Source organism: Rouxiella sp. S1S-2, from assembly GCF_009208105.1.
In the GTDB taxonomy this organism is placed as follows: Bacteria; Pseudomonadota; Gammaproteobacteria; order Enterobacterales; family Enterobacteriaceae; genus Rouxiella.
In genome coordinates, this window is record NZ_WFKL01000001.1 from 4,585,495 (window position 1) to 4,611,036 (window position 25,542).

General features: G+C 50.6%; 25 protein-coding genes, 4 tRNA genes and 1 other annotated feature. Of the genes, 9 read left to right on the forward strand and 20 right to left on the reverse strand.

Going from position 1 to position 25,542, the window contains the following annotated elements:
* Positions 1–9: 9 nt before the first annotated feature.
* From bamD to pheA, 4 genes are all read left to right on the forward strand, one after another.
* Positions 10–741 carry an outer membrane protein assembly factor BamD gene (gene bamD / locus GA565_RS21080; RefSeq protein ID WP_152200603.1) on the forward strand — a complete coding sequence of 244 codons (732 nt, stop codon included), beginning with the start codon at positions 10–12 and terminating at the stop codon, positions 739–741.
* A 277-nt stretch (positions 742–1,018) separates the two neighbouring features.
* Entirely contained in the window at positions 1,019–1,357 is a 339-nt protein-coding gene (gene raiA / locus GA565_RS21085) for a ribosome-associated translation inhibitor RaiA (protein ID WP_055775226.1), read from the forward strand.
* Positions 1,358–1,550: 193 nt separating this feature from the next.
* Positions 1,551–1,673 (forward strand) — a sequence feature (Phe leader region).
* Complete coding sequence (locus GA565_RS24685; protein ID WP_193312005.1) at positions 1,552–1,599, forward strand: hypothetical protein; 48 nt, start codon at positions 1,552–1,554, stop codon at positions 1,597–1,599. (Overlaps the previous feature by 48 nt.)
* A 70-nt stretch (positions 1,674–1,743) precedes the next feature.
* A complete protein-coding gene (pheA, locus tag GA565_RS21090) occupies positions 1,744–2,901 on the forward strand; it encodes a bifunctional chorismate mutase/prephenate dehydratase (RefSeq protein ID WP_152200604.1) in 1,158 nt (385 codons plus the stop codon).
* A gap of 83 nt (positions 2,902–2,984) precedes the next feature.
* Here pheA and tyrA read toward each other — a convergent pair whose 3' ends face one another.
* The 7 genes from tyrA to ffh form a co-directional block, all read right to left on the reverse strand.
* The gene (gene tyrA, locus GA565_RS21095) at positions 2,985–4,106 is read right to left on the reverse strand and encodes a bifunctional chorismate mutase/prephenate dehydrogenase (protein ID WP_152201685.1); all 1,122 of its coding nucleotides are present in this window, start codon (positions 4,104–4,106) and stop codon (positions 2,985–2,987) included.
* Positions 4,107–4,113: 7 nt separating this feature from the next.
* Positions 4,114–5,190 carry a 3-deoxy-7-phosphoheptulonate synthase gene (locus GA565_RS21100; protein ID WP_055775315.1) on the reverse strand — a complete coding sequence of 359 codons (1,077 nt, stop codon included), beginning with the start codon at positions 5,188–5,190 and terminating at the stop codon, positions 4,114–4,116.
* A 240-nt stretch (positions 5,191–5,430) separates the two neighbouring features.
* Positions 5,431–5,793 (reverse strand): 50S ribosomal protein L19, encoded by a 363-nt coding sequence (rplS, locus tag GA565_RS21105; RefSeq protein ID WP_045048586.1) that lies wholly within the window; start codon positions 5,791–5,793, stop codon positions 5,431–5,433.
* 73 nt (positions 5,794–5,866) lie between these two features.
* Complete coding sequence (trmD, locus tag GA565_RS21110; protein WP_152200606.1) at positions 5,867–6,616, reverse strand: tRNA (guanosine(37)-N1)-methyltransferase TrmD; 750 nt, start codon at positions 6,614–6,616, stop codon at positions 5,867–5,869.
* Between the two features lie 66 nt (positions 6,617–6,682).
* Positions 6,683–7,231, reverse strand: coding sequence for a ribosome maturation factor RimM (gene rimM / locus GA565_RS21115; protein ID WP_055775212.1), 549 nt, complete (start codon positions 7,229–7,231; stop codon positions 6,683–6,685).
* Positions 7,232–7,249: 18 nt separating this feature from the next.
* Positions 7,250–7,498, reverse strand: a complete 249-nt coding sequence (gene rpsP, locus GA565_RS21120; RefSeq protein WP_017493592.1) for a 30S ribosomal protein S16 — start codon at positions 7,496–7,498, stop codon at positions 7,250–7,252.
* Positions 7,499–7,679: 181 nt separating this feature from the next.
* Entirely contained in the window at positions 7,680–9,041 is a 1,362-nt protein-coding gene (gene ffh / locus GA565_RS21125; RefSeq protein ID WP_152200608.1) for a signal recognition particle protein, read from the reverse strand.
* Between the two features lie 179 nt (positions 9,042–9,220).
* Here ffh and GA565_RS21130 point away from each other — a divergent pair, with 179 nt between their 5' ends.
* Together GA565_RS21130 and GA565_RS21135 are read left to right on the forward strand one after the other, a co-directional pair.
* Entirely contained in the window at positions 9,221–10,012 is a 792-nt protein-coding gene (locus GA565_RS21130; protein WP_152200609.1) for an inner membrane protein YpjD, read from the forward strand.
* A 57-nt stretch (positions 10,013–10,069) separates the two neighbouring features.
* Positions 10,070–11,359 carry an HlyC/CorC family transporter gene (locus GA565_RS21135; RefSeq protein ID WP_152200611.1) on the forward strand — a complete coding sequence of 430 codons (1,290 nt, stop codon included), beginning with the start codon at positions 10,070–10,072 and terminating at the stop codon, positions 11,357–11,359.
* Positions 11,360–11,468: 109 nt separating this feature from the next.
* On the opposite strand, the gene luxS is transcribed toward GA565_RS21135, so the two are convergent.
* From luxS to pncC, 13 genes are all read right to left on the reverse strand, one after another.
* Positions 11,469–11,984, reverse strand: coding sequence for an S-ribosylhomocysteine lyase (gene luxS / locus GA565_RS21140; protein ID WP_152200613.1), 516 nt, complete (start codon positions 11,982–11,984; stop codon positions 11,469–11,471).
* Positions 11,985–12,155: 171 nt separating this feature from the next.
* Positions 12,156–13,718, reverse strand: a complete 1,563-nt coding sequence (gshA, locus tag GA565_RS21145; protein WP_152200614.1) for a glutamate--cysteine ligase — start codon at positions 13,716–13,718, stop codon at positions 12,156–12,158.
* Positions 13,719–13,803: 85 nt separating this feature from the next.
* The gene (locus GA565_RS21150; protein WP_152200616.1) at positions 13,804–14,232 is read right to left on the reverse strand and encodes a YqaA family protein; all 429 of its coding nucleotides are present in this window, start codon (positions 14,230–14,232) and stop codon (positions 13,804–13,806) included.
* Entirely contained in the window at positions 14,229–14,807 is a 579-nt protein-coding gene (gene yqaB, locus GA565_RS21155) for a fructose-1-phosphate/6-phosphogluconate phosphatase (RefSeq protein ID WP_370518076.1), read from the reverse strand. Before yqaB ends, GA565_RS21150 begins: the two co-directional genes overlap by 4 nt.
* A 327-nt stretch (positions 14,808–15,134) precedes the next feature.
* Positions 15,135–15,211: transfer RNA gene (locus GA565_RS21160), tRNA-Arg, on the reverse strand.
* 52 nt (positions 15,212–15,263) lie between these two features.
* A tRNA-Arg gene (locus GA565_RS21165) sits at positions 15,264–15,340 on the reverse strand.
* A 115-nt stretch (positions 15,341–15,455) separates the two neighbouring features.
* Positions 15,456–15,532: transfer RNA gene (locus GA565_RS21170), tRNA-Arg, on the reverse strand.
* Between the two features lie 8 nt (positions 15,533–15,540).
* A tRNA-Ser gene (locus GA565_RS21175) sits at positions 15,541–15,633 on the reverse strand.
* A 324-nt stretch (positions 15,634–15,957) separates the two neighbouring features.
* A complete protein-coding gene (csrA, locus tag GA565_RS21180; protein WP_013574027.1) occupies positions 15,958–16,143 on the reverse strand; it encodes a carbon storage regulator CsrA in 186 nt (61 codons plus the stop codon).
* 255 nt (positions 16,144–16,398) lie between these two features.
* Positions 16,399–19,026 carry an alanine--tRNA ligase gene (alaS, locus tag GA565_RS21185; RefSeq protein ID WP_152200617.1) on the reverse strand — a complete coding sequence of 876 codons (2,628 nt, stop codon included), beginning with the start codon at positions 19,024–19,026 and terminating at the stop codon, positions 16,399–16,401.
* A 140-nt stretch (positions 19,027–19,166) separates the two neighbouring features.
* Entirely contained in the window at positions 19,167–19,691 is a 525-nt protein-coding gene (gene recX, locus GA565_RS21190; RefSeq protein WP_055775306.1) for a recombination regulator RecX, read from the reverse strand.
* Positions 19,692–19,873: 182 nt separating this feature from the next.
* Entirely contained in the window at positions 19,874–20,938 is a 1,065-nt protein-coding gene (recA, locus tag GA565_RS21195; RefSeq protein ID WP_055775192.1) for a recombinase RecA, read from the reverse strand.
* A 128-nt stretch (positions 20,939–21,066) separates the two neighbouring features.
* Positions 21,067–21,561 carry a nicotinamide-nucleotide amidase gene (gene pncC, locus GA565_RS21200; protein ID WP_152200621.1) on the reverse strand — a complete coding sequence of 165 codons (495 nt, stop codon included), beginning with the start codon at positions 21,559–21,561 and terminating at the stop codon, positions 21,067–21,069.
* 456 nt (positions 21,562–22,017) lie between these two features.
* Between pncC and GA565_RS21205 the strand changes: the two genes are divergently transcribed.
* From GA565_RS21205 to GA565_RS21215, 3 genes are read left to right on the forward strand one after another with little or no spacing between them, the layout of a single operon-like run.
* Positions 22,018–23,454: an amidase gene (locus tag GA565_RS21205; RefSeq protein ID WP_152200623.1), complete on the forward strand. Its 1,437-nt coding sequence runs from the start codon at positions 22,018–22,020 to the stop codon at positions 23,452–23,454.
* Positions 23,455–23,499: 45 nt separating this feature from the next.
* Positions 23,500–24,801 carry a cytosine permease gene (locus tag GA565_RS21210; RefSeq protein ID WP_152200625.1) on the forward strand — a complete coding sequence of 434 codons (1,302 nt, stop codon included), beginning with the start codon at positions 23,500–23,502 and terminating at the stop codon, positions 24,799–24,801.
* A 16-nt stretch (positions 24,802–24,817) separates the two neighbouring features.
* Positions 24,818–25,519 carry a cysteine hydrolase family protein gene (locus GA565_RS21215; RefSeq protein WP_152200627.1) on the forward strand — a complete coding sequence of 234 codons (702 nt, stop codon included), beginning with the start codon at positions 24,818–24,820 and terminating at the stop codon, positions 25,517–25,519.
* Positions 25,520–25,542: the final 23 nt, after the last annotated feature.

The following is a 25,542-nucleotide window of genomic DNA, read 5'->3' on the forward strand; positions in this document are numbered from 1 at the left end:
CAAAACGTCATGACGCGTGTGAAATATCTGGTGGCAGCAGCCACGTTGAGTCTGGCGCTGGTGGGTTGCTCCAGTTCCAAAGAAGTGGTGCCCGATAACCCGCCAAACGTACTTTATGCGACCGCCCAGCAAAAACTGCAGGACGGGAACTTTAAAGGTGCGATTGCGCAACTGGAAGCGTTGGATAACCGCTATCCGTTTGGGCCCTACTCACAGCAAGTGCAGTTGGATCTGATTTATGCCTATTACAAGTCGGCAGATTTGCCACTTGCCCAGGCATCTATTGATCGCTTCATGCGTTTGAATCCAACTCATCCAAACATCGACTACGTCATGTACATGCGTGGTCTGACCGATATGGCGTTGGATGATAGTGCACTGCAAGGATTCTTTGGTGTCGACCGCTCAGACCGTGATCCGCAGCATGCACGCGCTGCGTTTCGCGATTTCAGCCAGCTGATTCATTCTTATCCAAACAGTCAGTATGCGGCCGATGCCAACAAGCGTCTGGTCTTCCTGAAAGACCGTTTGTCTAAATATGAACTGTCAGTGGTGCAATACTACACTAAACGCGGGGCTTACGTCGCCGTTGTTAATCGTGTTGAGCAAATGATGAAGGATTATCCTGATACTAAAGCAACGCGTGATGCGCTGCCGCTGATGGAAAATGCTTACAAAGAACTGCAATTGAATAACGAAGCAGACAAGGTTGCTAAAATTATTGCGCAGAATCCTGCCTGATAATACAAAGCCTGTGTGTTTAAAACGGTGGCCTCGGCTGCCGTTTTTTTTTGCGTTAAAAATGAGCTAATTAGCTGATATTCACTCAATATATCTCTCTGATAATGCGGCATTCACCAGCAAGACTCAACCCCCTTTTGCCACTAAATCCACTCAAATCACAATTTAAGTTCACTTGACAAAAAGTGACAAAAAAATGTGATTTTGATCACACATTTTGTCTCAAAGGGAGGTATGCTGGACCTACCTAGACGGAAAGAGAGAGAGGTAAGTTAATATGATCGTAAACATTACCAGCAAGCACATGGACATCACCACCGCGATTCGGGACCACGTCGAAGACCGTCTAAAAAAACTGGAAAAATGGCAGACTCAGTTAATTACTCCACACATTGTTCTTTCTAAGGAGCCTCAAGGATTCGTCGCCGATGCCACAATTGGCACCGCCAATGGCCCGCTGGTTGCCAGCGCTTCACACGACGACATGTACGCCGCAGTGAATGAGTTAATTGCAAAACTCGAACGCCAGTTGAACAAGGCTCAACACAAAGGCGAAGCGCGAAGGGCTGAAAGCTGCGTTAAAGACATAAATCTACAGCCGCTTGAAGAGGAGTAATCGTCTCCCGCACGGCCCGGTCAGGGTTCAAATGAACTAAAATGACCATAACAAACGCGCTCATCGGGGCGCGTTTGTTTTTTCTGAGCACCCGCTTTTTAATCAATAGCGCTGCGAAAGGCAAATCTTATTGACAGGGGGAAAAGCCAAAGGTTACCTTAAAGGCCGGAAACCCAATGAGCAGCAAACTACGCATGACCATCAAACCGTTTTTCTTCGCATTCTTTTTTACCTTCCCCTGACTGGGAGGCGTTTCGTCGTATAAGAAAGAATGCGAAGACGAACAGAAAGCCTCCCACCGGGAGGCTTTTTTTTTGGATGTTTTGAGACAGGAATACCTGAAGCGCCATTCGCCTTCAGGACAGACAATTAAAAAGGCATAACCGATGAGCGAAAACCCGTTACTGGACCTGCGTGAGCGAATCAGCGCATTAGACATTAAATTATTAGCCTTGCTGTCCGAAAGACGCGGCCTGGCTATTGAAGTCGCCCAGGCTAAAATGCATACCCACCGCCCTATCCGTGATATCGAACGCGAGCGTGAACTCCTCAATCGCCTTATTGTTGAAGGTAAGAAGCATAACCTCGACGGCCATTACATCACCCGCGTATATCAACTGATTATTGAAGATTCTGTTTTAACGCAGCAGGCGCTGTTGCAACAGCATTTGAATAAAACGGCTTCCGGCTCGGCACGTGTGGCTTTCCTCGGTCCTAAAGGGTCCTACTCGCACCTTGCTGCCCGCCAGTACGCAGCACGCCACTTTGATCAGTTTATTGAATGTGGGTGCCTAAAATTCCAGGATATCTTATCGCAGGTTGAAACCGGTCAGGCAGACTATGCGGTTTTACCGATTGAAAATACCAGCTCAGGTTCAATTAACGACGTTTACGATTTACTCCAGCACACTAGCCTGTCTATCGTGAGTGAACTGACCAATGTTATCGATCACTGCGTGCTCATTGCCGCAGAAACCGATCTGTCAAAAATTGAAACGGTTTTTAGCCATCCACAGCCATTCCAGCAATGCAGCCAGTTTATTAACCGTTTCCCGCACTGGAAAATTGAATACTGCGAAAGCACAGCCGCTGCGATGGAAAAAGTTGCCGCATCAAAATCACCCAACGTTGCCGCACTCGGCAGCGAGGCCGGCGGAGCGCTTTATGGACTTCAGGTGCTTGAACACAATCTCGCGAACCAGAAGCAGAACATCACCCGCTTTATCGTGCTGGCCAGAAAGGCTATCGACGTAACCGAGCAGGTTCCGGCAAAAACGACGCTAATTATGGCCACCGGTCAGCAGGCCGGTGCGCTGGTTGATGCACTGATGGTGTTCCGCGAACAGGGCGTGATTATGACCAAGCTGGAATCTCGCCCTATCAACGGTAATCCGTGGGAGGAAATGTTTTACGTCGACGTACAGGCTAACCTGCGCTCTGAGGCAATGCAGAATGCGCTGCGTAATTTAAGTCCAATAACCCGCTCACTCAAGGTTCTGGGTTGCTACCCGAGTGAAAACGTGGTCGCCGTTAACCCAGAATAATGCCCGCTCGTGGGCATTAAAAAAGGCCAGCACGGGTAACCTGCTGGCCTTTCTCTTTGTAGGACGCTTTACATTAATCTGAACTAGCGGCGATTGTCGTTCGCCTGACGTAGCAATGAACCGCTTTCTTTCAGGAAACGCGGCGCATAATCGCCGAACCAGTCTTCAACCTGCCTGAACTTGGCAATAAACGCCTGTTTATCACCAGTTTCGAGCAGCGCCAGCGCGTCACCAAATCGCTGATAGTAGCGTTTTATCAGAGAGATATTATTCTCTGACGACATAATGATGTCGGCATAAAGCTGCGGATCCTGCGCAAACAGGCGGCCCACCATGGCCAACTCAAGTCGATATATTGGTGAAGACAGCGCCAAAAGCTGTTCGATTTCAACGTTTTCTTCCGACAAATGCAGTCCATAGGCAAAGGTCGCAAAGTGGCGCAGTGCCTGGACGAAAGCCATATTCTGGTCATGTTCAACGGCGCTTATTTTATGTAAACGCGCGCCCCACACCTGCAGTTGCTCAAGCAACCACTGATACGCTTCCGGCTCGCGGCCATCACAGTAAACGACAACTTGTTTAGCCAGGCTGGCAACGTCAGGGCCAAACATTGGATGTAATCCAACGACCGGACCTTCGTGCGCGGCAAGCATCGCCTGCAGCGGTTTATTTTTAACCGATGCCAGGTCAACTAAAATGCAATCATCCGGCAGCTTCGGCAGGCGAGCAATCACGTCTTCGGTTAAGTGGATTGGCACGCTGACAATCACCATACCCGCATCGGCAAGAAGAGTCTCAGCCTCAGGCCAATCTTCCTGCTCCAACGATTTTACCTGATAACCGGAAAGCTCCAGCATGCGGGTAAAGAGGCGTCCCATTTGGCCTTTGCCACCCACAATCACTACGGGACGCAGCGCAGGATGAAGGGTTTTAAAGCCTTTATCGTTTTCGCTGGAGTAAGACTCACGCATCACGCGACGCAGAACGTCTTCAATCAAATCGGCAGGAACGCCCAGATTCTCAGCTTCCTGACGGCGCGAAGCCAGCATCGCGGCTTCGCGCTCGGGCACATAAATCGGCAAGCCGTATCGGCTTTTGACTTCGCCCACTTCTGCCACCAAATGCAATCGCCTGGCGAGAAGGTCTAACAATGCCTTATCAACTTCATCAATCTGATCGCGCAGTGCATTAAGTTCAGCCACCATAAAACGTTTACTCTCCTGAAATTCGTGCTGCCAGCGAGTCACCCAGTTCCTGATGCATATTACGCAGCAGAGCCTCAGTGGTTTCCCAGTTAATGCAGGCATCGGTCACGGAAACGCCATAGCGCATCTCTGAACGCGGTTGCTCTGACGATTGGTTGCCTTCTTGCAGATGGCTCTCGAGCATCAAACCGGTAATTGAACGATTTCCGGCTTTAATCTGGCTGATGGCCGATTCGGCAACCAACGGCTGGCGGCGATAGTCTTTGTTTGAATTGCCATGGCTGCAATCTATCATCAAGGAAGGACGGAGTCCCGCATCCTGCATCTGTTTTTCACAGTCGCGAACGTCTTCTGCACTGTAGTTTGGCGTTTTTCCACCGCGAAGAATAACGTGGCCGTCCGGATTACCCTGAGTTTGCAACAAACAAACCTGACCGGCCTGATTAATACCAACAAAACGGTGCGGCATTGCGGCAGCGCGCATGGCGTTAATGGCAGTACTCAGACTGCCGTCAGTACCGTTTTTAAAGCCTACCGGCATCGAGAGGCCCGAGGCCATTTCGCGGTGAGTTTGTGATTCAGTGGTACGCGCACCAATGGCCGACCAGCTGAACAGGTCGCCGAGGTACTGGGGGCTGTTTGGATCCAACGCTTCGGTAGCAATGGGCAGGCCCATGCTGACCAGTTGCAGCAAAAGATTACGCGCGATGTGTAAACCGCCTTCAACGTCAAAGGTGCCGTCCATGTGCGGATCATTGATAAGCCCTTTCCAACCCACGGTAGTGCGGGGTTTTTCGAAGTAAACGCGCATCACGATGTAAAGACGATCGCTCAGCTCTTCAGACAGGGTTTTCAGGTGACGTGCATAATCTATTGCGGCATCAAGGTCGTGCACAGAACACGGACCGCAAACAATCAGCAAACGTGGGTCACGACCGTGAATGATATCGGCGATGGTCTGGCGAGACTGTTCGATGCTGGTTTGATTATCAGCGCTTAAAGGGAATTTGTTTTTCAGTTCTTCAGGCGTAATAAGGATTTCTTCGGCACTGATGTGCACGTTGTTCAGGGCGTCTTTTTGCATGATGGCTATCCACGATAAATTTGAATTTTTTTGCTGTTATAGCAGCACTGCGGACAACGATAACACAGGCTGTAAACTTTTTAAACAACATGTGTAAACTTTAAATTACCAAAGGCGCATTAAAGGCCATTAAGTGTAAATATAAAATTACACCCTAAAGTTAGCACATGGGAGGACCCGGTTTCTGCAGGCAAAAAAAAACGGCCCGCAAGCGGGCCGTTTATATAACACTTGAGAATGTTATCGTGCGTTAACGCGGTTAAGACGCTCTTTGATACGAGCAGACTTACCGGTACGTTCACGCAGGTAGTACAGTTTCGCTTGACGAACGGCACCACGACGTTTAACAGCGATGCTGTCAATTACAGGTGAGTGAGTCTGGAATACACGCTCAACACCTTCGCCGTTAGAAATTTTACGAACAGTGAATGCAGAGTGCAGACCGCGGTTACGGATAGCGATAACCACGCCCTCGAATGCCTGCAGACGTTTCTTGCTTCCTTCAACGACCCATACTTTCACTTCGACCGAGTCACCCGGACGGAATGAAGGTACGTCTTGCTTCATCTGCTCTTGTTCGATTTGCTTAATGATATTGCTCATAATATATCTCTTACCCTAGGTAAACTGATAGTTCGGAAAAGCTTGGCGTTATGCTCAAACATTCCCTTCATAGTCATTGTTGACTGATTCGATGTTCCCGTTGGAACTCTTTCAGCAACACCTCTTGCTCGTCAGTCAGAGCTAGGTTTTCCAGAAGTTCAGGTCTTCTAAGCCAGGTACGACCCAGCGACTGCTTCAAACGCCAGCGACGTATTTCTGCATGGTTTCCCGACAGTAGAACCGGGGGAACTTCCATGCCTTCCAACACTTCAGGGCGGGTATAATGAGGACAATCCAGTAGACCATCGGCAAAAGAATCTTCCTCTGCCGAAGCATGATGACCCAGAACGCCCGGTATAAAGCGGGATACTGAATCAATCAACGTCATAGCGGGTAACTCCCCACCGCTGAGTACGTAATCGCCTATTGACCATTCTTCGTCAATTTCGGTTTTGATCACGCGCTCGTCGATCCCCTCGTAGCGACCACACACCAGTACAATTTTCTGGTAAGCCGCCAGTTCGCAAACGCCTTGCTGGTCAAGTTTGCGCCCCTGTGGTGAAAGATAAATCACTTTCACGCCTTCGCCTGCCGCTGCTTTAGCTGTATGAATCGCTTCCCGCAAGGGTTGCACCATCATCAGCATTCCCGGGCCGCCGCCGTAAGGGCGTTCGTCCACGGTACGATGCCGATCGTAGGCGAAGTCACGAGGACTCCAGCACGCTACGCTCAGCAGGCCATTCTTTACTGCCCGGCCAGTTACCCCGTAATCGGTGATTGCGCGGAACATTTCAGGGAAAAGGCTAACTATACCAATCCACATAGCCTAATCCTTATAACCACGTTCCGCTCAGCCTACAGTTATCTACACGAGTAGACATTACGGAGGTCAAAAACCAGGATCCCAATCTATCTCGATGACTCGAGTAGTGAGATCGACTTTCTTGATAACCTGCCCATCGAGGAACGGAATTAACCGCTCCTTGATGCCAAATGCATCTTTCAGGTTTGCTTTAACTACCATGACATCGTTCGAACCGGTTTCCATCATATCGATGACTTTACCGAATTCGTAACCGGTGGTTGATACTACCTGGCAACCGAAAAGGTCTTTCCAGTAGTAATCGCCGTCGGTCAGGTCTGGCAGTTGGCGTGAATCTACAACTATCTCGCGATTTGTCAGCAGATTGGCCGCATCCCGATCGTCAACGCCTTTGACTTTGATGATCAGGTCCTGATTGTGGCGCTTCCAGCTTTCCAGCTCTACAGCTTGCCACTTACCTGCCTGCTGGATAAACCACGGCTGGTATTCGAAAATGCTTTCAGCGTCTTCGGTGGATGAAAACACTCTGAGCCAACCGCGAATACCGTAAGTTGAGCCCATTTTACCGAGAACAATCGGTTCTTCAGGCGCCACTGGATTGAGTTGCTTGCTCATTGTCACCACCGCGACGGATTAAGCTGCTTTCTTAGCGTCTTTGATCAGCGAAGCTACGCGATCAGAAACGGTTGCACCCAGATCTTGCCAATGAGCAATACGATCCAGGTCCAGACGCAGTGCTTCAGCCTGGCCAGAAGCCAATGGGTTGAAGAAGCCTACGCGCTCGATGAAGCGACCATCACGAGCATTGCGGCTGTCGGTCACTACTACTTGATAGAACGGACGCTTTTTTGCGCCGCCACGTGCCAAACGAATTGTTACCATAACATCCTCTTTAGTGAATAAAACAACCAGACCCCATCGGGGAACGGGGTCTGGTTGCAATATAAAAAGCCCGAAAATTTTACTCATTTTGGAGCAAAAAGCAATCGAAAGCGTCTATAACCCAAAACTACTTTTGACCAATGGCTAATTTTCAGTACTTATTATCATGTTGAACAGCGTCTTAACGGCCAGGGAAACCAGGTGGCATCATACCTTTCATGCCACGCATCATCTTGGCCATGCCGCCGTTCTTCATTTTCTTCATCATGCGCTGCATGTCGTCAAACTGCTTGAGCAGTCTGTTAACGTCCTGCACCTGCATACCGGCACCCAGCGCGATACGGCGCTTGCGGGAACCTTTGATGATTTCTGGCTTGGCGCGCTCTTTGAGCGTCATCGAGTTGATGATAGCTTCCATGCGCACCAGCACTTTGTCGTCCATCTGCGACTTGACGTTGTCTGGCAATTGACCCACACCCGGCAGCTTGCTCATCATGCTGGCCATGCCACCCATGTTGCGCATTTGCTTAAGCTGGTCGAGGAAATCGGTCAGGTCGAAACCATTGCCCTTTTTCATCTTGTTGGCCAGCTTCTCGGCCTGTGCGCGGTCTACCTTGCTTTCGATATCTTCGATAAGGGAAAGCACGTCGCCCATGCCCAGAATACGTGATGCCACGCGGTCTGGATGGAAGGGTTCAAGGGCTTCAATTTTCTCGCCCATGCCCAGGAATTTAATCGGTTTGCCCGTGATATGACGAATAGAGAGCGCCGCACCACCGCGGGCATCGCCGTCTACTTTCGTTAGAATCACACCGGTCAGCGGCAACGCTTCGTTGAAGGCTTTAGCCGTGTTGGCGGCATCCTGACCGGTCATGGCATCGACTACAAACAGCGTTTCAACCGGCTTTATAGCCGCGTGAACCTGTTTGATTTCGTCCATCATCGCTTCATCAACGTGCAAACGACCGGCGGTATCCACCAGCAATACGTCGAAGAATTTCAGTTTTGCATGTTGCAAAGCGGCGTTAACGATGTCGATGGGCTTCTGGCTAGTATCAGAGGAGAAGAAGTCTACCCCTACCTGCTCCGCCAGAGTTTCTAGCTGTTTAATCGCCGCAGGGCGATAAACGTCGGCAGAAACAACTAACACTTTTTTCTTGCGCTTTTCTTTCAGGAATTTAGCAAGTTTCGCGACGCTAGTGGTTTTACCCGCCCCCTGCAGACCCGCCATTAGCACTACGGCCGGTGGCTGAGCAGCGAGGTTTAGCTCGGAATTTGCTTCGCCCATTGCTGTAACCAGCTCTTTCTGGACGATTTTTATAAACTCTTGACCCGGCGTCAGACTTTTGTTGACTTCAGTGCCAACGGCCGCCTCTTTGACACGGTTAATGAAGTCGCGCACTACCGGTAGCGCAACGTCCGCCTCCAGCAATGCCATGCGTACTTCACGCAGAGTTTCCTTAACATTTTCTTCGGTCAGCCGCCCACGGCCGCTGATATTGCGCAGTGTGCGCGACAATCGATCGGTTAAATTATCAAACATCGTCTCTTGCTCAACGTAATGACAGGCCGCCTTTGCGACACAATTGCGGGATTATAACACGAGATGTCCGCACAATCTCTGCCCGATATATAAAGGTAAACACCGGAGAGTAGTTGGAGCACGACGCCGGTAACGTTATACTGGCTTTCTCATTCATTTTACGACGCAAATGACACAATATGCCCGTTTTCGCTCTTGTCGCCATGATCGCCTATTTGTTAAGCCTTTCTCTGATCATTCCCAGCCTGATCCGCAAGAATGGCACCTATCGGCGCATCGCGTTACTTTCGGCCGTTGTCGCCCTGATTTGCCACGCCGTTACGCTTGAACAGCGTGTGTTTGACGTCAGCACTGGTCAAAACCTGAGCCTGGTCAACATCGGCTCGATAGTCAGCCTGATCATCTGTACGGTGATGACTATTGTGGCGTCGAAAAGCCGCGGCTGGTTTATATTGCCGATTGTTTACTGCTTCGCGTTGATAAACCTCGCGCTGGTTGCATTCCTGCCCGGCGAATTTATAACGCACCTTGAGGCAAGCAAAGGTCTGCTGGTCCATATAGGATTAGCGCTCTTTTCCTACGCAACACTGATTATTGCTGCACTGTATGCGCTGCAACTTGCCTGGCTCGATTATCAGCTGAAAAATAAAAAGCTGACGTTTTCGTCCGACATGCCGCCTTTAATGAGCATTGAACGCAAGCTTTTCCACATCACGCAGGGCGGCGTCATCCTGTTAACGCTGACACTTTGCACTGGCCTGCTGTATATGGAAAATCTGTTCAGCCGTGAGAACATCGATAAAGCCGTGCTGTCTATTCTGGCGTGGCTGGTTTATATCGTACTGCTTTGGGGTCATTATCACGAAGGCTGGCGCGGCCGCCGCGTGGTATGGTTCAGCATGGCGGGCGCCATTTTACTGACGCTGGCCTATTTTGGCAGTCGCCTCATTCAGCAAGTCATGGTTCACTGAGCATTGCGTAAACGTTGTTCATAGTTTTTAGTTTTTAACTCAATAAGGAATTACCCGTTGGAGCACGTCTCTACAACTACCCTCATTATCATATTGGCTATCATGGTGGTAGTTTCCGGCTATTTTTCAGCTTCCGAAACAGGAATGATGACGCTGAACCGCTATCGGTTACGTCATCTTGCCAAGCAAGGAAACCGCGCCGCACGACGTGTTGAAAAGCTGCTTAAGCGCCCAGATCAGTTGATCAGTTTGGTACTGATCGGCAATAACCTGGTCAATATTCTCGCCTCGGCGCTGGCAACAATTGTCGGCATGCGTCTTTATGGCGATGCGGGCGTGGCTATTGCTACCGGCGTTCTGACCTTTGTGGTTCTGCTGTTTGCCGAAGTGCTGCCGAAAACCTATGCGGCGCTACATCCCGAACGCGTGGCCTTCCCGAGCAGTATTCTGCTGCGACCGCTGCAAACGATCATGATGCCGCTGGTATGGTTGCTCAACAACCTTTCCAAAATATTGATGCGCATGTTTGGTATTAAAACCAACGTTGGCATTAGCGACGCGGTGAGTAAAGAAGAGCTACGCACTATCGTGAACGAATCACGTTCGCAGATTTCGCGTCGCAATCAGGACATGCTGCTCTCAGTGCTGGATCTGGAAAAGGTCTCTGTGGATGACATTATGGTGCCGCGAAATGAAATCGTGGGTATTGATATCAACGACGACTGGAAGTCGATTATTCGTCAGTTAACGCACTCGCCGCATGGCCGCATTGTGCTCTACCGCGACTCACTTGACGACGCTATCGGCATGCTGCGACTGCGCGAAGCCTATCGTCTGATGACAGAAAAGAAAGAATTTACCAAAGAAAACCTCCTGCGCGCTGCCGATGAAATCTACTACATCCCTGAAGGCACGCCGCTGAATATTCAGCTGGTAAAATTTCAGCGGAACAAGAAGAAAGTCGGCATCGTGGTAGATGAATACGGTGATATTCAAGGGCTGGTCACGGTTGAAGATATTCTAGAAGAGATAGTCGGTGACTTTACCACCTCAATGTCGCCTACGCTGGCGGAAGAAGTCACGCCGCAGAGCGATGGTACCGTGCTGATTGAAGGCAGCGCCAACGTGCGTGAGCTTAACAAAGCCTTTAACTGGAACCTGCCGACCGACGGACCGCGTACTATCAACGGCATGCTGCTGGAGGTACTGGAAGATATTCCCAAGGCCGGGGCCAGCCTACGTATTGAAAGCTATGAAGTCGAAATCCTCGACGTGCAGGACAACATGATTAAACGGGTAAAAGTTCGTCCGCTGAAAACGCAGCGTAGCGCCAACGATCATCACTAAGCTTTCGCCACTGTGCCGCAGCCAATAAAAAAGACGCGATAATCGCGTCTTTTTTTATGCCCAAATCACGTGATCCGGAGCCGCTGCAATCATCAAATACTACGATTAACTAGATGTGCAGTTCGGTCAGTTTTTCTGGCGGCAGTGCCAGTTCATCATTGTGATTAACGCCAATTTCACTATCAACGATGTGCTGAGCGATTTCCTGTGCTTCTTTCAATGAGTGCATGTTGCAAGTACCACATTGATAAATGTTCAGCTCAGGGATCTGATTCTGATCTTTCACTTTCAGAATGTCAGCCATGGCCGCTTTCCAAGAAGAAGCAACAAACTTCTCGTCTGGCACACCAATCAGGCTCATGTAGAAACCTGTACGGCAACCCATCGGAGAAATATCGATAATTTCAACGCCGTTACCATTAAGGTGATTACGCATAAAACCAGCAAACAGGTGCTCCAGAGTGTGAGTACCGCGCTCAGTCATCACTTCAATATTCGGGCGGCAGAAGCGCAGATCGAATACAGTAATGGTGTCCCCACTTGGGGTTTTCATGGTTTTAGCGACACGAACGGCCGGTGCTGCCATTCGGGTATGGTCTACGGTAAAGCTATCCAACAGTGGCATGTCGTCACCTCTCCTAAAAATAAATAATTTTTTTTCGAACTCAGGAAACCTTTTCCCATAACGTGAGTCTGAATATATGAAAGACGCGCATTTGTTATCATCATCCCTGTAAACAGAGATGTTTGTTTTGGCCACATTGATTGTGGCCATTTTCTTTTCTGGCTCCCTGCCCTACTTAGCGGCGAGAGCGGCCAGATACTCTTCAAAGCTTAGCTTATCATTTGCTTCCAGGTTGCGCTGACGCAGCCGGGACTCATCGAACTCGTTAGCCAACTGCTGCTCGGTAAGGATTTCCAGCGGCTCATCAATCAGCATTTGACGATACTTCTCAGCCAACTTCAGGCCCAGATTCCCCTCACCCTCTGCTTTCATCGCCTTGAGGATGCGCGCCGAATAGGTCAGCTCAGGATTATCAAATGCGGCAACCAGTTCACTGCACACGTCCTGATATTCGCTGTTGCCGTTTTGGCTATCCAATACTTGTGCTACGCGACTCAAGTCGGCAAACAGTGACTTACCCACTTTATCTAACGGCTGTCTGGCGTCTTCACATCCGATGCCAATGGTCTGCCCCGGTTTACGCCCTTCCAGAATTACGCGATTCCAGTTTTGGCGCGTACAGAGGATTTCGTCACTGTTCATTTCCGGCGCGTCGGCCAATGCACACCATATCAAAAATAGATCGAGGAAACGTGCCTGCGAGGCATCAACGCCAATCGGCGAGAACGGATTAACGTCGAGAGATCGCACCTCGATGTATTCAATTCCACTGCGCATCAACGCTTGTGAAGGCGTTTCACCCGGTTTGGTGACGCGCTTGGGGCGGATTGGAGCATAAAGCTCGTTCTCAATCTGTAACACATTGGTATTTAACTGAACATATTTACCGTCTTTCTTGACGCCCATATCGGCATATTCCGCCGAGGGGGTGCGAATCGCGCGTTTCACGCCGGTCACATAAGTCTCAAGATCGTTAAAGGTAATGCCCAGATTACTTTGCGATTTACTGGTATATCCCAGGTCGCTCAGACGCAACGCCGTGGCATAGGGCAGATAGCAAAGTCCGTTCTCGGTATGTTCAAACGGCAGATTAGTTTCACGCCCTTTAAGGAATGAAGAACAAATTGCCGGAGATGCCCCAAACAAATAAGGAATAACCCAGCCAAAACGGTAATAGTTGCGGATCAGCTTGAAATAACCTGCAGAGATTTCGTCTTTACCGCTTTGCGCATCCTTGATACCCAGACGCGCCTGCCAGAATTCTATCGGCAGTGAGAAGTTGTAGTGGATCCCCGAGATTATCTGCATCAATGCACCGTAGCGGCTTTTTAGCCCCTGACGATACAGTGTTTTCAGCTTGCCGATATTTGAGCTCCCGTACTGGGCCAGCTCGATATCATCTTCGGAATCGATAAAACACGGCATACTCAACGGCCACATCATCTCGTCACCCAGCTCTTTAGCGACATGACGATGGATATCACGCAGAAAACTCAGCGTATGCTCAATGCTTTTTTCAGCCGGCGTGATGAACTCGAGCAGCTGCTCGGCAAAATCGGTGGTTATCCAATGATGCGTCAACGCTGCGCCCAGAGCCTCAGGATGACCCGTCTTTGCAATTGAACCATTGGCGTTAACGCGCAGCGTTTCACGCTCAATACCCCGACGAATACCCTTTAACGACTGCGGGTGAGCTTCCAACCAGGAAAGCGCCTGTGATACATCCGGGATCAAATTGACCTCCCGCTTTTTGAATAAGTTAACGCGTACGTTTTCTGAATCTGCATAGATGTGACCATCATAGATAACCGATACCAATCTAACCCCACCATGAGCCCACCTTCAATGTAATAACGGCCAATGCCGTATAACGCAGCGTTTTTCCAATACACAGAAATAACACTACCAAGGCCCAAGGCATGCGTAGCCAACCAGCCAAAACGCATAACAAATCACCCACCACCGGCAACCAGCTGAGCAACAGCGCAGCGGGTCCAAATCGTTTTAACCATCCGAGGGCCACGTTAAGGCCGCGCTGTGGTTTTAACTCAGGTAGAAAGCGCCCGATAATGACGTTTGTTACACCACCCAGGGTATTACCCAATGATGCCGTAATGACCAATGCTGCGGGCGTGGCACTGCCCGCAGATAATAAAGCAACTAATACAACTTCGGAATTTCCCGGCAACAGCGTTGCGCTGAGAAAGCTGCTACCAAACAATGACGCCAGTGCTACGGCCGCACTCACAGCGTGCGTACATCAACATAGGCCATATTTGCACGTTTGGCCGCTTCAATACCAAAATCAGCGTCCTCAAACACCACACACTTTTCGGGTGGAACGCCAATAAGCTCGGCGCAGCGGAGAAAAGTATCCGGTGCCGGCTTGTGATTCTCAACATCATTGGCACCCACAATGGCATCGAAGCAATCGCGTAGCCCTAAATGACGCAGCAAAGCATCCGCCATGGCGTGTTCGCTGCCAGTGCCTACCGCCATGGGACGACGGCCGTGAAAAGCTCTCACCACGTCTATAAGCGGTAGGGGTTTAACTGTATCAAACAACATAGCCTGCAACGCTGAGGTTTTTTCAGCGGCCAGCAGATGGGGATCGAGATCCGCCTTGTTGCTTTCAATAATAAATTTTGCAATTCGCCAGGTCGGCGAGCCGTTAAGAGCAACCATAGCAGCGACGTCGAACTGTAGACTGTATCTGGACAGTACCTGTTGCCAGGCTTTACGATGTGTTGGCTCAGTGTCCAATATGGTGCCGTCCATATCAAAGATCAATCCTTCGAAGCCTTCGTACAGCTTGTACTCCATAACCACCGCCTGCTCTTAACAAATCTGGGGGAAACTACTTTATCGCAAAGATGTAGGATTGTCGCTTTTTGTCAGGGCAGACAGCACATTGGGAATAGGAGAAAAGAGTTAAATATCAAACGCAGACATTTTTAGATGAAGAGATTTCAGGAAGGCAGAAAGCAAAAAACCCGCCGAAGCAGGTTTTCTTAAACAGGGTGTACCTAAAAAGATGATGCGGCTTGCGCCTTACGGGCCGCTGCTGAAGCAACGTTATCATCTTTAGTGGATCACTGTAGTGCTAGTCTACAAATTTAGAATTTTCTTTATCTGTAAACTTCGGGAATATGGTGCACCCAGGAAGATTCGAACTTCCGACCGCTCGGTTCGTAGCCGAGTACTCTATCCAGCTGAGCTATGGGTGCATTTTGAACTATTTTATTAACGATTGTTGCGAAGAAAAAGCAGAGATGAGAATGGTGCACCCAGGAAGATTCGAACTTCCGACCGCTCGGTTCGTAGCCGAGTACTCTATCCAGCTGAGCTATGGGTGCATATCAATTCTTTAATGCAGTTCTTTACAGCAGAGTTACTCCACCACTTTCACATTTTACCGTCACGGCCTCTGATGCTCACTTGATTGCAAATCAATATACATCAAAGAAAGAATGGTGCACCCAGGAAGATTCGAACTTCCGACCGCTCGGTTCGTAGCCGAGTACTCTATCCAGCTGAGCTATGGGTGCATCTTAAATGGCGGTGAGGCGGGGATTCGAACCCCGGATGCAGCTTTTGACCGCATACTCCCTTAGCAGGGGAGCGCCTTCAGCCTCTCGGCCACCTCACCATACGCTTCTTTCGAATTGTGCTGACTCACTTTGTTTAAGCTCATCGGCACTGCGTGGCGCACATATTACTTTCCCGCACTTATAAGTCAAACCCTTTTTTCCCAAGAATCGTTTGTTTGCACAATTCGCATCCAACCTGCGCAGTTTAACGGCAAAATAATGGCTTTGATTGATAAAAACCAATGTTTAATCAGTAAAAAGTCTTGGAGGATGTGCGCTTGCGGAAAAAAGAATTTTGGGAAAATGAGATAAAACGGGGGAAAACACGAAAAGCAGTGCTGGAGATTCATCAGCGCCTCGCCATCGACGAGACGCCTGATAAATTAATAACTCGTCTGTTGAGATTTTTCAGCCTGAATACGCTGGTAGATCTCTTCACGGTGCACTGAGACCTCTTTCGGCGCATTCACACCAATACGCACCTGATTACCTTTAACACCTAACACGGTAACCGTAACCTCATCGCCAATCATGAGGGTTTCACCAACTCGGCGAGTCAGAATAAGCATTCTTTGCTCCTTGGATAATTAAAAGAGTCGGGTCTCTCAGTTTCACAGGCATTATCTATCATAAGCTGTAAAAACGTAAGCCATGACCCTCACATAAAATGTACGTCAGCCTTATACATTAGCTGTGAGTGATTTTAAGTTTAGCCGAAATCGGCGAAGTCGTGACTTATTAAATGAGAGTTAACCGGTCGTTAAGACTAAAAACGCCATAATAGACAAGAGATTATGGCGTTCACACTTTTACTGATTTTATGACTACAGCTTGTTGGCAACCCAAGCTTCGACGCCCGCTAGCGCCGCTGGCAAGGCCTGTACATCAGTACCGCCCGCCTGAGCCATATCAGGACGACCGCCGCCTTTCCCGCCCACCTGAGAAGCGATAGCGCCGATTAATTCCCCGGCTTTAACACGATCGGTCAGGTCTTTTGTCACGCCCGCAATCAAGCTCACCTTATCATCAGCGACGGTGGCCAGCACAATAATCACCGAGCCGAGCTGGTTTTTAAGGTCATCAACCATAGTGCGCAACATTTTAGGTTCAACGTTATCAAGCTGTTTAACCAGCAGTTTAACGCCGTTTACTTCTTTCGTTTGACCCGACAGTGACGCACTTTCTTGCGCTGCCTGCTGGTCTTTCACCTGCTGAAGCTCTTTTTCCAACAGACGTGAACGCTCAATCAGCGTACGAATTTTGTCAGTGACGCTGTTAACATCACCTTTGACCAAGTGCGCAACGTCCTGCAGCAGATCGCTTTGCTGGTGCAGCGCAGCAATCGCATTTTCGCCCGTGATAGCCTCGATACGACGTACGCCTGCCGCAGTGCCGGATTCGCTTTGAATACGGAACAAGCCGATATCACCGGTGCGGCTTGCGTGAATACCGCCACACAGCTCGGTGGAGAAGTCACCCATCGACAGTACGCGAACGTGGTCGTCATACTTCTCACCGAACAGCGCCATGGCGCCTTGCTCTTTCGCGTCGTCCAGCGCCATGATGTTGGTTTCAATCGGCAGATTACGACGAATTTGCGCATTAACCAAATCTTCTACCCGACGGATCTCTTCCGGCTTCATCGCTTCAAAATGCGAGAAGTCAAAACGCAGGTAGTTGTCGTTAACCAAAGAGCCTTTCTGCGCAACGTGCTTGCCCAGAACCTGTCGCAGTGCCGCATGCAGCAAGTGAGTAGCCGAGTGGTTAAGACGAATGCGGTCACGACGCGCGGCATCAACGTCGGCTTCTACGCCGTCGTTAATGCTCAGCTTGCCTGTGCTCAGCACGCCCTGATGTCCAATAGCTTTACCGTATTTTTGCGTATCGCTTACGACAAACTCGCCGTTAGCCGTTTTCAGTACGCCCTTATCGCCCACCTGTCCGCCTGATTCGCCATAGAAAGGCGTATCGTCCAGAACGACAATCGCGTTCTCGCCGGCCTGAATTTCTTCAACCGGTTGGCCATTAACAAACAGGGCAACCACTTTAGACTGACGCTGTACGTGCTCATAGCCCGAGAACTGGGTAACACCATCAACGCGAACCATGCTGCTGTAGTCAGCGCTGAAACCGCTGGACTCACGCGCGCGGTTACGCTGGATTTCCATCGCCTTCTCAAAGCCTTCTTCATCCACTTTAAGATTGCGCTCGCGACAAACGTCCGCAGTCAAGTCAACAGGGAAACCAAAGGTATCGTACAGACGGAAAACAATATCGCCAGGCAGGGTATCGCCTTTAAGCGCAGCCAGCTCTTCGTCGAGCAGCGTCAGTCCACGCTCTAGAGTACGGGCAAACTGCTCTTCTTCAGTTTTCAGCAACTGCTCAACGGTAGACTGCTGTTTAGCCAGCTCCAGACCCGCAGAACCCATGACCTCAACCAAAGGCGCGACCAGCTTATAGAAGAAGGTCTCTTTCGCGCCCAGCATGTTGCCATGACGAACTGCACGACGAATGATACGACGCAGCACGTAGCCACGTCCCTCATTGGAAGGAATAACGCCGTCGGAAATCAGGAAAGCACAAGAACGAATGTGGTCAGCAATAACGCGCAGCGACTTGTTGTTCAGGTCAGAGGCACCCGTTAGCGCAGCGACGGCAGCAATCAGTTTCTGGAACAAATCGATATCGTAGTTCGAGTTCACGTGCTGCAGCACGGCTGTAATACGCTCCAGTCCCATACCGGTATCTACAGAAGGTTTCGGCAGCGCAAGCATAGTGCCGTCGGCCTGACGGTTGAACTGCATGAAGACCAGGTTCCAGATTTCGATATAACGGTCGCCATCTTCTTCTGCGCTGCCAGGAGGACCGCCCCAGATGTGGTCACCGTGATCGTAGAAAATCTCAGAACATGGACCGCAAGGGCCGGTATCGCCCATCTGCCAGAAGTTGTCTGACGCGTACTGGCCCCCTTTGTTGTCACCGATACGGATAATGCGCTCGGCCGGGACGCCAATCTTGTTTTCCCAAATGCCGTAAGCTTCGTCATCGGTTGCGTAGACGGTAACCCACAGTTTTTCTTTTGGCAGGTTAAACCAGTTTTCACCGGTCAACAGTTCCCAGGCAAATTTGATGGCGTCTTCTTTGAAGTAATCACCAAAGCTGAAGTTGCCCAGCATTTCGAAGAAAGTGTGGTGACGCGCAGTGTAGCCCACGTTTTCTAAATCGTTGTGCTTGCCACCGGCGCGTACACAGCGCTGAGACGTGGTCGCGCGATGGTAGTCACGGTTGTCCAGGCCTAGAAAAACGTCTTTAAATTGGTTCATACCGGCATTGGTAAACATCAATGTCGGATCATTAGTAGGGATCAGCGAGCTGCTGTCGACAACAGTGTGTCCCTTACTATGGAAGAAATCGAGAAACGCTTGACGGATCTCAGCGGTGCTCTTGCTCATAAATGTCCCGGAATAAGGCTAAAAAAGGTCGGCCCGTGAGCAAGATTAGCGAGAAAACGTTCAGCTTACTTTTTTGCTCACGAACAAAAAGTGGGGATAAGATAAAATTTCTTCGCAGGGAAGTAAAATCCCGTATGCGTTCAATCTTCAAAATCGCGATAAATAGACTGAATTTCTTCCTGTAAAAAGCCGCGATAGAGCAAATAACGCAAAACTTTGGACTTCTCTTTCCAATCCGTTGGCAAAGGCTGACCAAATTTGTGCGTCGCTAAATCGTACGCCTTGCTACACCAGTCTACCTCACAATTTTCCAACGCCTCGTTTATCGTCTCTTTATCGACACCCTTTTGCATCAGCTCCGAACGTATGCGCTGTGCCCCCAGCCCTCTGTTGCTACGCCCAGAAATATAGCGATTGGCAAACTTGGCATCGTCGAGCCAGCCATGCTGGTAGCAATAGGCAATAACCTGCTCAACCTGTTCAGGGCAGATTTCCTCCACCTCTTTGGGTTTAGGTGTGCTTTCAGCCTCTTTGTTTTGGCGAGCTTTATAGGAGGACGGTCGTGTGAAAGGCTGCGGCGGTGTCATTAATTTACGACGAAGTTCGGCTTCACCGTGGTCACGCTGGCCCAACAGGCGCATTGCACGCGCAATAAGCGTATTCAGTCTTTTTGTTTGGTCATCCTGCGTGGTTGAAAACAGTGATGACGGCTCTTGGTTCGTTTCCATTTCCTGAGTCATACATTGTTCCTTATAAAGCAAAAAAACAGCCTGTTTTGCAGGCTGTTTTTTGTGGGGAGACAATCTTTAACCTGCCAATAGCGTTCCGACAGGCTCAGCGCAGAGAATTAAAACTCTTCGCTGGTTTCAACATTGTCATCCAGGCTTTCGGCAGTGGCTGCTGCGCTCAGCTCACCGTTGCCACCCAGCAGCATCTCTCTGAGTTTTTTATCAATCTCGGAAGCAATTTTCGGGTTTTCTTTCAGGAAGTTGCTGGCGTTTGCTTTACCCTGACCGATTTTGTCACCATTGTAGCTGTACCATGCACCGGCTTTTTCAATCAGCTTGTGCTTAACGCCCAAATCGACCAGCTCGCCGTTGATGTTGATACCTTCGCCGTACATGATCTGGAACTCGGCCTGCTTGAACGGTGCAGCAATTTTGTTTTTAACCACTTTAACGCGCGTTTCGCTACCCACCACGACGTCACCATCTTTGATGGCACCGATACGACGAATATCAAGACGTACAGAAGCGTAGAACTTCAGTGCGTTACCCCCGGTAGTGGTTTCCGGGTTACCGAACATCACACCGATTTTCATACGGATCTGGTTGATGAAGATCAGCAGAGTATTGGCATTTTTCAGGTTACCGGCCAGCTTACGCATCGCCTGGCTCATCATACGTGCCGCAAGGCCCATATGAGAATCACCGATTTCGCCTTCGATTTCAGCTTTTGGCGTCAGTGCTGCAACGGAGTCAACGATGATAACGTCAACGGCACCCGAGCGGGTCAGTGCATCACAGATTTCTAAAGCCTGCTCACCGGTATCCGGCTGGGAACACAGCAGGTTGTCGATATCTACACCCAACTTTTTGGCATAGATTGGGTCAAGCGCGTGCTCGGCATCGATAAACGCACAGGTTTTACCTTCGCGCTGTGCCGAAGCAATAACCTGCAGGGTAAGGGTCGTTTTACCTGAAGACTCTGGTCCGTAAATCTCAACGATACGACCCATTGGCAAACCACCTGCGCCCAGAGCGATATCCAGAGACAGAGAGCCGGTAGAGATCGTTTCAACATCCATGGAGCGATCTTCGCCAAGACGCATGATGGAGCCTTTACCGAATTGCTTTTCAATCTGGCCCAGTGCCGCAGCTAACGCCTTTTGCTTGTTCTCATCAATAGCCATTTTCACTCCTTCGCGTGACGAGTTGTGTGAAGCCACACGCCGTTGTCACTGAATGTTGTTGTTTGGATGCAAAGTACACATGCAGGTAATTAACGCTAATTATACTGTATGCTCATACAGTATCAAGCCTATTTTTTCAAAAACTCGTTATAGAGAGTTTGTAGCGAAAAAACAGCAGCTTGCAAACGCACTGCATCGCGGTCACCGGAAAAAACCTCTTTACAGGCATAAATCCGGCCATTTTCATCGGCGAATCCGAACCACACGGTACCGACCGGTTTTTCTTCACTGCCGCCATCTGGACCGGCAATTCCGCTGATCGACAGCGCCAAATCAGCGCCGGCCGCATAGCGCGCCCCTCTGGCCATTTCGCGCACCACCTGTTCGCTAACCGCGCCGTATTGGCTAAGGGTAGATTCTGCAACGTCGAGCAATTCACGCTTAGCGTTATTACTGTAAGTGACAAACCCGCGGTCGAACCAGGCAGAACTCCCGGCAATATCGGTAATCGCTTTCGCGACCCAGCCGCCGGTACAGGATTCTGCACAAGTTAGCCACAGGCCCTTGGATTTCAAGGCCGCGCCGACGTCGATACTCAGTTGACGTAAATCATTTTCAGTCATAACACGTCCTGCCAAATGGGGTTAACTCAAGCAATGTTAGCACTTTCGTGCAGAGAAGACCTGTCCAAACCCACCCGTTACGGGAGGTTTTCCGACAGCGTGCAGGATGTATTCAGAACGCGGTGAACTCGATTCATCCGCTAAGCATACTTTCTCGATACCCGTCTCAAATGGTGGCTAATACCGCCAATTTCAATAGCCCGCCGCCGCTTGCACCATGTTTCGACGCATTTTGCACTTTCGCAGTGAAATTTGATTTTGCAAGAGCGTTATCCCCCCAAGAGACATTGCCGCGCTCATCGCCCCGCCAACTGGAATACCAGGCTGTATACAAGATGTTAGCCAAGCGGCGGCGATTATTTATTAAACGCGGGGAAATATGGCCCGAAACGTGCATTGCTAGCAATATTGCCACCACTGCGCCGTTTATCGGCTATCTGAGGAACGCGTTTGAAAATGCAGGAAATCCTTGAACTAGATGCCGTCACCCTGGCAGCCCGCATCCGCGATAAAAGCCTTTCGCCGGTAGACGTCGTTTCTGCCTCAATAGAAAGGATGGACGCACTCGAACCCGAGCTGCATGCGTTTTGCACCCCCACCACCGACGCGGCGTTGGCACAGGCCAAAATCATTGAACGCCGTATTTTACGCGGTGAGGACGTGGGTCCGTTGGCGGGAGTACCGGTAGCCATTAAAGATTTGATAAGCACAAAGGGCGTCAAAACCGTTTCTGGCTCTTATATATATGAAAACTTTATTCCGGATGAAGACGACATCACCGTCGAGCGCCTAAGGAACGCGGACGCCATTATTCTCGGTAAAACCAACGCACCCGAGTTTGGCTACAGCGGTACTGGTCATAATCCGGTATTTCCAACCACCCGCAACCCATGGAATACCGACCTGACGCCAGGTGGCTCAAGCGCAGGTTCGGCTGCTGCCCTGGCGGCTCGCATGTGTCCACTGGCGCTGGGCAGTGACGGCGGCGGGTCGGTGCGTATTCCAGCGGCCCACAGCGGCGTCTTTGGCATGAAAGCCTCAATGGGCCGCGTGCCGCTGTATCCCGGCTGCCGTGATGAGCGCTATCCAGGAATTTCCAGTTGGGAATCTCTGGAACACATCGGTCCGATGACCCGCAGCGTAGCCGATGCCGCGCTGATGCTCTCGGTCATTGCCGGTCCTGACCCGCGCGACAGACATTCGATTCCCACCAGCGACATCGACTGGATGGGTTCCCTGCGCGGCAGCCTTAAAGGATTACGTGTAGCTTACAGCCCCGATTGGGGATACGCCGCCGTTGACCCCCGCGTCAGAGAAATCGTTGGCCAGGCCGTCAAGATTTTCGAGCGCGACTTAGGCTGTATTGTTGAAGAGGCCCATCCGGGTTTTGCGGACCCCAAGCAGACGTTTGCCGCATTAGTGGCGCAGGAAACAGATTTAACCAGCATGCGCAGGCTGATGGAAACCTTTGGTGACCGCATGTCGCCACATCTGGTCGAAATGCTCAACACTCATTGGACCGCCGAAATGTTTACCGACGCCAACATGAAGCGCAAGGAAGTGGTCAATAAAATGTGGCGCTTTATGCAGAACTACGACCTGTTGGTAACACCGACGCTCGCCACACCGCCCTTCCCTATCAATATAGAAAGCCCGGAGACCATTGACGGGCGCAGAGTCACGCCAAGCGAATGGCTGGCTTTTGTTTTCCCAATCAACCTGACGGGCCAGCCAGCAGCTTCGGTACCGGCAGGATTTACTGACGATGGATTGCCCGTTGGACTGCAAATTATTGGCCGCCATCTCGACGACGCTCTGGTGTTACGCGCCAGCGCTGCCTTTGAAAAAGCCTGCGGATGGAACCATCGGTTACCGCCGATCCTCAACCGCTAAAAACGTTGTTTACGCCTTGTCGCCACACTTTTGAGGAACAACACCATGAGCAAAAAAATAACACCTGAGCACGACGCCACGCGGGGTCTTGAAGAAGAATTTGAAAACGAAGCCGTGCCGCTTTCTCATCGCCACTCGACCCGCTCCGTTTCGGCAGTGTGGTTCGGTTTTCCGATGATCCTCACCAATGCAGTATTTGGCGGCATCATGGCCTATAACCTCGGTTTTTGGCGCGCGATCCTGGCTATTCTGCTCGGCAATCTGGTGCTTTTTGCCTACGTCGGAACGCTGAGCTATCTGGCTGGCAAAACCGGCCTAAACTTTGCCATGCAGGCGCGTAAAACCTTCGGTCATCGTGGCTATATTATTACCTCTGCTTTCCTGTCTACGGTGGTGATTGGCTGGTACGCTTTTCAAACCGGTCTGACCGGCACCATCGTCAGCTCGACCTTTGGCTGGAACACCTCATGGGTCATTGTGCTCGCTACGGTGCTTTATACCGGCGTAACGTTTCTTGGCGTACGCGCGCTGTCGATTATCGGCATGATTGCTGCACCGATGTTCGTCATTATGGGCATCGCCGCGCTGTTTTTTGTTTCTCAACACACCGATCTCAGCCAGATTACCGCCTATAAAGGTACCGCGGGCGGCATTACCATGGGGATTGCCATGACCATGGTTATTGCCGGTTTCGCCGATTCGGGCACCATGACCGCCGACTTTACCCGCTGGTCTCAAACCGGCAAATCGGCAGTGGTGGCAACGTTCTCGGCGTTTCCGGTGGCTAACTTCGTTTCGCTGCTTTCGGGCGTCGTGATTGTTTCTGCCGGTGCAGGCATCGACCCCGCCCACAACGGTGGCGATTTCCTGCATCTGCTGGTAGGTCACAATGCGCTGCTCAACCTGCTCGCCCTGCTGTTTGTATTTATCAATCTCGGATCTGTCTGCACCCACTGCCTTTATAATGGCGCAGTCGGCTATAGCCACCTGCTGAAAAGCAAAATGCGCATTTGGACCATTATTCTCGGCGTGATCGGCGGCGTGCTGGCAATTATCGGCGTGTGGAGCTACTTCCTTAACTGGCTGAGCCTGCTGGGCGTGGCCGTCCCGCCTATCGGCGCCGTCATGATTGTTGACCTGCTGTTTTTGGGTCACATCAGCAGCATCCGTGCTGAAAGCGCCTATCGCGGCAGCGCATTTTTATCCTGGGCCATCGGCACGCTGTGCGCCACCGCCGCGCACCTGTGGTTCCCTGATTTTGGCGAAGCGCTGATCGGCATGATTATCGGCGGTGCTGCTTACGCCGTTATCCAGTCAATGACCGCCAAAAAATGGGTAACGGCCTAACAGGAGGAGCCTGAGCATGAACACACGTTATATTGAGGCCGCACCTTACCGCTGGCCCTACAACGGACAGCTCACGCCGGCGAATACCGCGCTGGTTATTATTGATATGCAGACAGATTTTTGTGGCGTAGGCGGCTATGTAGACACAATGGGGTATGACATTACCCTCACGCGTGCACCGATAACGCCTATTCGCGACCTGTTGGGCGTGATGCGTGGCGCGGGTTTCACCATTATCCACACCCGCGAAGGCCACCGACCCGACCTAGCCGATTTGCCAGCCAATAAACGTTGGCGCTCACGGCAGATTGGCGCGGGCATCGGCGATCAAGGGCCGTGCGGCAAGATCCTCATCCGTGGCGAGCCGGGCTGGCAGCTCATTCCCGAACTTCAGCCGATCGAAGGCGAAGTGATCATTGATAAACCCGGTAAAGGCTCGTTTTATGCCACCGATCTTGAGCTGATATTGCACACGCGCGGCATCACCAATCTGTTGCTGACCGGTATCACCACCGACGTGTGCGTGCATACTACGATGCGAGAAGCCAATGACCGGGGATTTGAGTGTTTACTGGTCGCAGACTGCTGTGCTGCAACCGATCCGGCGAACCATCTGGCAGCACTATCAATGGTAAAAATGCAGGGCGGAGTGTTTGGCGCAGTCGCCGATTCTTCAGAGGTGTTGAAAACGTTGACCTATTGCAACCATAAAGCATAGAGAGGACATAGACAGAAACAGAC

Coding starts and splice junctions, on each gene's coding strand:
- GA565_RS21100 (WP_055775315.1), bottom strand. CDS start 5,190: ATGCAAAAAGACGCCCTGAACAACGTGCACATCAGTGCCGAAGAAATC.
- GA565_RS21205 (WP_152200623.1), top strand. CDS start 22,018: ATGCAGGAAATCCTTGAACTAGATGCCGTCACCCTGGCAGCCCGCATC.
- GA565_RS21215 (WP_152200627.1), top strand. CDS start 24,818: ATGAACACACGTTATATTGAGGCCGCACCTTACCGCTGGCCCTACAAC.
- tyrA (WP_152201685.1), bottom strand. CDS start 4,106: ATGGTGGCTGAACTTAATGCACTGCGCGATCAGATTGATGAAGTTGAT.
- recA (WP_055775192.1), bottom strand. CDS start 20,938: ATGGCTATTGATGAGAACAAGCAAAAGGCGTTAGCTGCGGCACTGGGC.
- trmD (WP_152200606.1), bottom strand. CDS start 6,616: ATGTGGATTGGTATAGTTAGCCTTTTCCCTGAAATGTTCCGCGCAATC.
- raiA (WP_055775226.1), top strand. CDS start 1,019: ATGATCGTAAACATTACCAGCAAGCACATGGACATCACCACCGCGATT.
- csrA (WP_013574027.1), bottom strand. CDS start 16,143: ATGCTTATTCTGACTCGCCGAGTTGGTGAAACCCTCATGATTGGCGAT.
- bamD (WP_152200603.1), top strand. CDS start 10: ATGACGCGTGTGAAATATCTGGTGGCAGCAGCCACGTTGAGTCTGGCG.
- rpsP (WP_017493592.1), bottom strand. CDS start 7,498: ATGGTAACAATTCGTTTGGCACGTGGCGGCGCAAAAAAGCGTCCGTTC.
- GA565_RS21130 (WP_152200609.1), top strand. CDS start 9,221: ATGCCCGTTTTCGCTCTTGTCGCCATGATCGCCTATTTGTTAAGCCTT.
- alaS (WP_152200617.1), bottom strand. CDS start 19,026: ATGAGCAAGAGCACCGCTGAGATCCGTCAAGCGTTTCTCGATTTCTTC.
- rimM (WP_055775212.1), bottom strand. CDS start 7,231: ATGAGCAAGCAACTCAATCCAGTGGCGCCTGAAGAACCGATTGTTCTC.
- pheA (WP_152200604.1), top strand. CDS start 1,744: ATGAGCGAAAACCCGTTACTGGACCTGCGTGAGCGAATCAGCGCATTA.
- ffh (WP_152200608.1), bottom strand. CDS start 9,041: ATGTTTGATAATTTAACCGATCGATTGTCGCGCACACTGCGCAATATC.
- GA565_RS21210 (WP_152200625.1), top strand. CDS start 23,500: ATGAGCAAAAAAATAACACCTGAGCACGACGCCACGCGGGGTCTTGAA.
- luxS (WP_152200613.1), bottom strand. CDS start 11,984: ATGCCACTGTTGGATAGCTTTACCGTAGACCATACCCGAATGGCAGCA.
- rplS (WP_045048586.1), bottom strand. CDS start 5,793: ATGAGCAATATCATTAAGCAAATCGAACAAGAGCAGATGAAGCAAGAC.
- yqaB (WP_370518076.1), bottom strand. CDS start 14,807: ATGGAGTACAAGCTGTACGAAGGCTTCGAAGGATTGATCTTTGATATG.
- pncC (WP_152200621.1), bottom strand. CDS start 21,561: ATGACTGAAAATGATTTACGTCAACTGAGTATCGACGTCGGCGCGGCC.